This window comes from Bartonella sp. AA168HLJHH, assembly GCF_042197365.1.
Lineage (GTDB): Bacteria > Pseudomonadota > Alphaproteobacteria > Rhizobiales > Rhizobiaceae > Bartonella.
The window spans coordinates 1-7,056 of the sequence record NZ_JBHIRS010000035.1; the positions used below are offsets into that span (position 1 = coordinate 1).

Consider the following 7,056-nt stretch of genomic DNA (forward strand, 5'->3'; position numbering starts at 1 on the left):
CTCCCGGAATACCAATGCGAGGGCGCTCGCAACCGGAGGGGGGCTTGAAGTGCCAACTAAAAATCCACATTTTATCGACATTTTGATAGGCAAAAGAATCCGTCACAGACGCATTTCAATAGGACTTTCCCAAAAAGAATTAGGAAGCCATTTAGGTGTCAGTTTCCAACAAATCCAAAAATACGAAAAAGGCTTAAACCGTGTAAGTGCCAAATGTTTACTAGAAATCGCCCAAAAACTAGAAGTTCCCGTAAACTTTTTTTATGCAGACCTTGCCACAAAAGAAGATCTTTCAACAAAAGAAACCCTCTTACACCACAATCAAGAAACCTATAGCGAAAAAGAACACACTCTGTTGAGAAACTTTAGAGAGCTCGAAGCGAAAAAACAAAAAGCAATCTTGTGGCTAATCTCTGATTAAGCAACAGCACAACGATCAACATTATTCCATTCATATCCCCCTTAAGTCACATTCAAACCAACACACCACCCCCCTTCAAAGAGCAATGTTTTACGGCAGAATAGAATAGAAAATTCTTGATTTTTCTTGCCAATTTTCTGAAACTACTTTATTACTTAAAGGGTGAGTTTGGTCGTATACGCGACGATCAATAGGGAACTGAAAGCCCGAAACCTCGATACATAAGAATGAACCCACTTTTGTGGGTGTCCCGGGATTCCGGGAGATTTTGCTATGTCCAGGTGCGATGAGCACTAAAAGCAAAATGCTGATTCGAGGTCAGTGCTTTCAGGCTCCCGGAATACCAATGCGAGGGCGCTCGCAACCGGAGGGGGGCTTGAAGTGCCAACTAAAAATCCACATTTTATCGACATTTTGATAGGCAAAAGAATCCGTCACAGACGCATTTCAATAGGACTTTCCCAAAAAGAATTAGGAAGCCATTTAGGTGTCAGTTTCCAACAAATCCAAAAATACGAAAAAGGCTTAAACCGTGTAAGTGCCAAATGTTTACTAGAAATCGCCCAAAAACTAGAAGTTCCCGTAAACTTTTTTTATGCAGACCTTGCCACAAAAGAAGATCTTTCAACAAAAGAAACCCTCTTACACCACAATCAAGAAACCTATAACGAAAAAGAACACACTCTGTTGAGAAACTTTAGAGAACTCCAGCCGAAAAAACAAAAAGCAATCTTGTGGCTAATTTCTGATTAAGCAAAAGCGCAACGATCAACATTATTTGTTAATATATCAAACAACGAAACATCCTTAAGTCAAATTCAGATCAGCTCCCCACATCCCTTCAAAGAGCAATGTTTTACGGCGGATAAACGGCATTTCTCTTTAACGTTTTTACGCACAAAGCAATAAAGCAATCCCGCTTGTGACTTCACTTATAACATTGCAAGAAAATAGTTTTCACGACAAACAGAAGTAAAAGAATCCTACGATATTCGAAAACGCTGATTTAACATGCAAAAACACCAGCCACTCCCTTTGCTTTGCAATAAAATACCGCTGTCTCATCGTGAATTTTTCTAAATCAGCACGCTTCAAAGAGCGGTGTTTATCACATAATAGGATTATCACCGCCCTTTATACCATGAATTTTTCCAAACTTAATCTTCAGGCAAAAATTCCAACCGATCTCCTTGTTTTGTAATTTTCACCGTTGTCTCATCGTGAATTTTTCCAAATAAGATGTTTTCCGCCAGTGGATCTTGAATTTCTTTTTGGATAATCCGTTTAAGCGGACGCGCACCATAGAGCGGATCATAGCCCTTATCGGCAAGAAATTTTCTCACCTCTGGCTCGATTTGCAAAGTTATTTTGCGTTCATTGAGCAAATTTTGCAAATGTTCTATCTGAATATCGACGATAGCTTCCATATCGTGACGTTGCAGCCTTTGAAAGAGAATAATCTCATCAATACGGTTTAAAAATTCAGGACGGAAAGCCGCTTTAACGACATTCATAACATCATTTTTTGCCTGATCGGTTGTTTGCCCTTCAGGCAAAGCAGTTAAAAACTCAGCACCAAGATTTGAGGTCATAATCAACAAAGTGTTACGAAAATCGACGGTACGTCCTTGACTATCAGTCAAGCGTCCCTCATCCAACACTTGCAACAAGAGATTAAAAATATCAGGGTGTGCTTTTTCAATTTCGTCAAACAGAATGACCTGGTAAGGTCTTCTACGTACAGCTTCAGTCAGCACCCCACCCTCTTCATATCCAACATATCCAGGAGGTGCCCCAATCAGCCGCGCCCCAGCATGCTTTTCCATATATTCCGACATATCGATACGCAACATGGCATTGGAATCTTGGAAAAGAAAAGCGGCAAGAGCTTTGGTTAATTCGGTTTTCCCCACACCAGTAGGACCCAAAAACATGAAAGAGCCAAGCGGACGATTGGGATCTTGCAACCCTGCACGCGCGCGGCGTACAGCACGAGAAACAGCTTGCACAGCCTCTCCCTGACCAATCACACGTTTGCTAATTTCATCTTCCATCCGCAACAGCGCCTCCCGTTCTGCCTCCAGCATTCGATCAACAGGAATACCGGTCCAGCGTGAAACAATCCGCGCCACATGTTCAGCAGTAACCGTCTCTTCAACGAGATGATTTTGTTGGTCATCATTTTCCGCAATACTCAATTGTTTTTCGAGTTCAGGGATAACGCTATAAGCGAGCTCTCCAGCGCGTTGGAATTGTCCATCACGTTGTGCAATAGCCAAAGCATTACGAGCTTCTTCGAGTTGTTTTTTCAAATCAGCAGCATGCCCTAATTTTTGTTTCTCAGCCTGCCAAGCACTTGTCATCTCAGCGGACTGTTGTTCCAATGTTTTGAGTTCCTCCTGCACATTTTCCAACCGTTCTTTTGCTGTTGGCTCGACATCTGTTTTCAAAGCTTCCCGTTCGATCTTCAACTGTAAAATACGCCGATCAACAGCATCGAGTTCTTCCGGCTTTGAATCGACCTGCATGCGCAAACGCGCCGCCGCTTCATCGATAAGGTCAATAGCTTTATCCGGCAAGAAACGATCTGTAATATAGCGGTTAGACAAACGCGCCGCCGCAATCAAAGCACTATCAGCCAAGCGCACTTTGTGATGTTGTTCATATTTTTCCTTAATACCGCGCAAGATAGAAATAGTATCTTCCAAAGAGGGTTCAGGTACAAAGACAGGTTGGAAGCGGCGTGCAAGAGCAGCATCTTTTTCAACATATTTTCGATATTCATCGAGCGTAGTAGCGCCCACACAATGGAGCTCTCCGCGTGCAAGAGCAGGCTTTAACAAGTTAGAAGCATCCATAGGCCCATCGGATTTTCCAGCCCCAACGAGATTATGCAATTCATCGATAAACAAAATGATCTGCCCATTTTCAGCTTGCACCTCTGCCAGCACCGCTTTGAGGCGCTCTTCGAATTCCCCACGATATTTTGCACCAGCGATAAGCGCTCCCATATCCAACGCATGAAGCTGTTTATCCCGCAAAGTTTCAGGCACATCGCCATTAACAATGCGCAATGCCAACCCTTCCACAATAGCTGTTTTCCCCACCCCAGGCTCACCGATAAGCACAGGATTATTTTTGGTCCGCCGTGAAAGCACCTGAATAGTGCGGCGGATTTCCTCTTCCCGCCCAATCACAGGGTCGAGTTTTCCTTCACGGGCATCTTTTGTGAGATCCCGGGCATATTTTTGCAAGGCATCATATTGTCCTTCGGCATGGGGGCTTGAGGCTGTTTTTCCTTTCCGCAGCGCATTAATTGCCCGATTAAGCGCTTGCGGGGTCAATCCTCCACTTGTTAAAATATCGGCTGTTTTTGCGGTCTTTTCCATGATCAGCGCTTGCAACATGCGCTCCACGGTCACAAACTGATCACCGGCTTTTTTCGCAATATCCTCAGCCAGCGCGAAAACTTTTGCCAATGGCTGCGAAAGATAGAGCTGTCCATTTCCCCCTTGCACTTTAGGCAAAGCATCAAGTGCTTCTTTTAGCGCCTTTTGAACAAGAGTAAGATCACCACCAGCGTTTTGGATAAGCGATGCAGCCAATCCTTGAGAATCGTCTAACAACACTTTCAGGAAATGCTCCGGCATAAACTGCTGATGATCAGAAGCAAGAGCGCTATTTTGTGCTGATTGTAAAAAACCCTGCACGCGTTCGCTATATTTTTCCAAGTTCATTTTTTTTCCTTAAATCTCAAGCCATCACCACACTTTAACCTCTCCAATATTCCACAAAAGAAACATCCAGAAAGGATTATCCAGCCTCTAAAAAACACCGCGAAAAAAGCAGCAAGAAGAAGAACCATAGTGCTAAAAAGAATATGGGTTTCTACAAGCCTCATAGCAAGAGGGAGAAAAAAAATACGCTATCATTTTAAATAAAAACCGCAACTTTTCTTATACCCCCATCATCACTCCCCCTTTTAAACCATCACCCCTAAATTCCACCATTAAAACTTAAATTTGAACAGCAGAAAAGGAGCATGCAAAAACACTTTAAACAAAGTAGTCTTTACAGCATATAGTTTAGAGTAAACATTAAAGTATTTTCTCTAATTTTACTTAACAAAACATTGAATATGTGCTTTAATACTTATAAAGTTACACTATTTTTATTAAGATAGAGGATTTGAGTATGTACCATACTGTAAAAAAGGTTATTTTAATACTTTTATTCCTTCTAATAAGTAAACCAAGCTATGCCGTTTTTGCCGGCAAAGTTATTACAATAGAGCATGAATGGCCTGAAAATGCATTATTTGATCTATTTGTGTTCACCCAGCAAGTAAATTACGATGGTGGGCCTAACTCCATCTATTTCTGGGGAAATAAATTTGAATTCCAAAACGGAAAAAGTGGACAAATTGGTTTTTTCAACAGGAGCAGCCGTACCATTCATTTTTCTATCTGGAATGCAACGGGATGGAAGGGTAATACATGTAAGCATTTTACTCAGGAAGGTTCAGGAGTACGATGTGAAATTAACTTTCCATGGGAGATGGGACGCAGATATCGATTATATGTTGAAAAAAATGAGAATCTAGTTACAGCGAAAGTAGTCGATTTTACAACGGGTAAAAAAGTGAATATTGGGACCATAGAAGTACCAAATACATTTGGCAAACTCCGTAAATCTTCAAGTTTTGTTGAAGACCATTCTCGTTGGAAGAGACATCTTTCCTCCTGTTATGATTTAAGTCCGCAAAGTTCGATTTTTTTTGATCCTAATGGCTTAAAACAAAACAAGCTACACGAAGGGAGTCTGAAAGTTTCTAATCAAGGAAAGTGTCGAGATTCTGACCTCATCCAAACATCATGTACGTTCACTTTTTGTATGACAAGTATAAGCAACTTTGGAGGTTTAGCCTCGCCTACAGCTAAACCAGAAGTCCCCATTTCCAATGGGAAAGATCTGTCTGCAGAAACAATTTCTAACGTTTTGAAACAAAAAGAGCTTGTCGTTATTCGTTCAAAAAATCGTTCTTGGGCACCCAATATCTTTTTGCCATCTCCTGATTCATTTAAGTGGAAATCAATCTTTATAGATCATCTAGCGGCTTTCAGTTCTACGCTTCACACCACTCACGGCACACAAAAGATAACCACGGGTCAAAAGATTATGTATATGTCTGATGGAAAAACTTGGAAGATTATGAAAAGAAACTAGCTTTTTTCTTCTTGATAAGCCCCTCACTCCCCTTTGAAAACAACTGGGGGTGAGAAAGTTTTTTTTCATTTCCCCACCACGGCTCCCTTTCCCAGTTATTTTTTCGAGCCCTGCTCTCATCCCTTTTAACTTCCCTCGTCACCAGACTTTCCAGCGCATTTTCTCCATTCTCACCCCCTTTCAAAACCACAACACCCTTTAATAAAATCCTCACCTCCCTCTTCTATCACCCTCACACCATCCCTTCACGCATCCCTCTGCACTACCCCGCCTCTTATCCACACCCTCCCCCTTGTCCATAGGCACTCTCCCATTCCACGCACTCCTTTTTCTCTCCCATCACACATTCACGACTTACAGCACTCTTCATTCCAGCTTCCCTCCTCGATTCACAAGCTCTCGTTCTCCCCCCATTTATCTCACCCCATCCATGCAAAAACCCAACGTGCCCCCAAAACACGCACAATGCATAAATCCATAAATCCTCCTCTTCACTTTTACAGATTCACATTTTTACGCTTTTACACATTCACAGAAAACAGCCAACGAAAGATTCACCACCCCACACCGCTCGATAAACACTGGTCCGTAAACAATCCAGCTTCTTATCTAGGGAAGGACTACTGATCACTTCATATAATTATCACCATCCCTCAAAAGACGCGCTTTATCAGACAAGACAAATAAGCCCTTCCTCCAAATATTCTCCACATACTCTTCTCCAGAAAATGCATTTAACACCCCTTTTCATCCCAGCTTTCCCCTCTCCACTCACAAATGTATTCCCCCATTTATCTCACCACATTCCACGCCATGATAAAAGCATACACACAGTACAAATCCTCCGCATCATTTTACGGATATACGTTTTAACGCTTTTACGTTATTACAGAAGTCAGCCAAATAAAATTTCCACATCACCACCCCGCACCGCTCTGTAAACACTGTTCTGAAAACGAACCCAGCTTTTTGCCTAGTCCCCTTACAGTCTTCAGACTACCCTCCTCAAACGACAGCACTTCATCAGGCTCAACAAATCAAGCCCTATCATGAATATTCAAGCTCTTCACTCCTCCTTCAAATAGCGCCGTTTTACGGTATAACAGAATAGAAAATTTTTCATTTTTCTTGCCAACCTTCTGAAACTGCCTTATGAATAAATATCGTAAGTTTGATCGTCTACGCAGCGATCAACAGGGAACTAAAAGCCCTAAACCCTAACGTACAATTGAGCCCACTTTTTCGAATATCCTTAGAATTCCGGGAGTTTTTGCTATGTCCAAGTGCTTTAAGCACTAAAAGCAAAAAGCTGACTAGGGTTCAGTACTTGTTACTCCCGGAATACCAATGCGAGGGCGCTCGCAACCGGAGGGGGGCTTGAAGTGCCAACTAAAAATCCACATTTTATC

At 42.1% G+C, this 7,056-nt stretch carries 4 protein-coding genes; 3 read left to right on the plus strand and 1 reads right to left on the minus strand.

Annotated elements, in window-relative coordinates; translation table 11 throughout:
* The first annotated feature begins 49 nt into the window (after positions 1 to 49).
* The gene (locus ACFINM_RS09145; RefSeq protein ID WP_375641172.1) at positions 50 to 421 is read left to right on the plus strand and encodes a helix-turn-helix domain-containing protein; all 372 of its coding nucleotides are present in this window, start codon (positions 50 to 52) and stop codon (positions 419 to 421) included.
* 381 nt (positions 422 to 802) lie between these two features.
* On the plus strand, positions 803 to 1,174 hold the full coding sequence (locus ACFINM_RS09150; RefSeq protein ID WP_375641166.1) for a helix-turn-helix domain-containing protein: 372 nt from the start codon (positions 803 to 805) through the stop codon (positions 1,172 to 1,174).
* 404 nt (positions 1,175 to 1,578) lie between these two features.
* Here ACFINM_RS09150 and clpB read toward each other — a convergent pair whose 3' ends face one another.
* Entirely contained in the window at positions 1,579 to 4,158 is a 2,580-nt protein-coding gene (clpB, locus tag ACFINM_RS09155) for an ATP-dependent chaperone ClpB (RefSeq protein ID WP_375641168.1), read from the minus strand.
* 457 nt (positions 4,159 to 4,615) lie between these two features.
* Between clpB and ACFINM_RS09160 the strand changes: the two genes are divergently transcribed.
* Positions 4,616 to 5,647, plus strand: a complete 1,032-nt coding sequence (locus ACFINM_RS09160) for a DUF3472 domain-containing protein (RefSeq protein ID WP_375641170.1) — start codon at positions 4,616 to 4,618, stop codon at positions 5,645 to 5,647.
* The last annotated feature ends 1,409 nt before the right edge of the window (positions 5,648 to 7,056 follow it).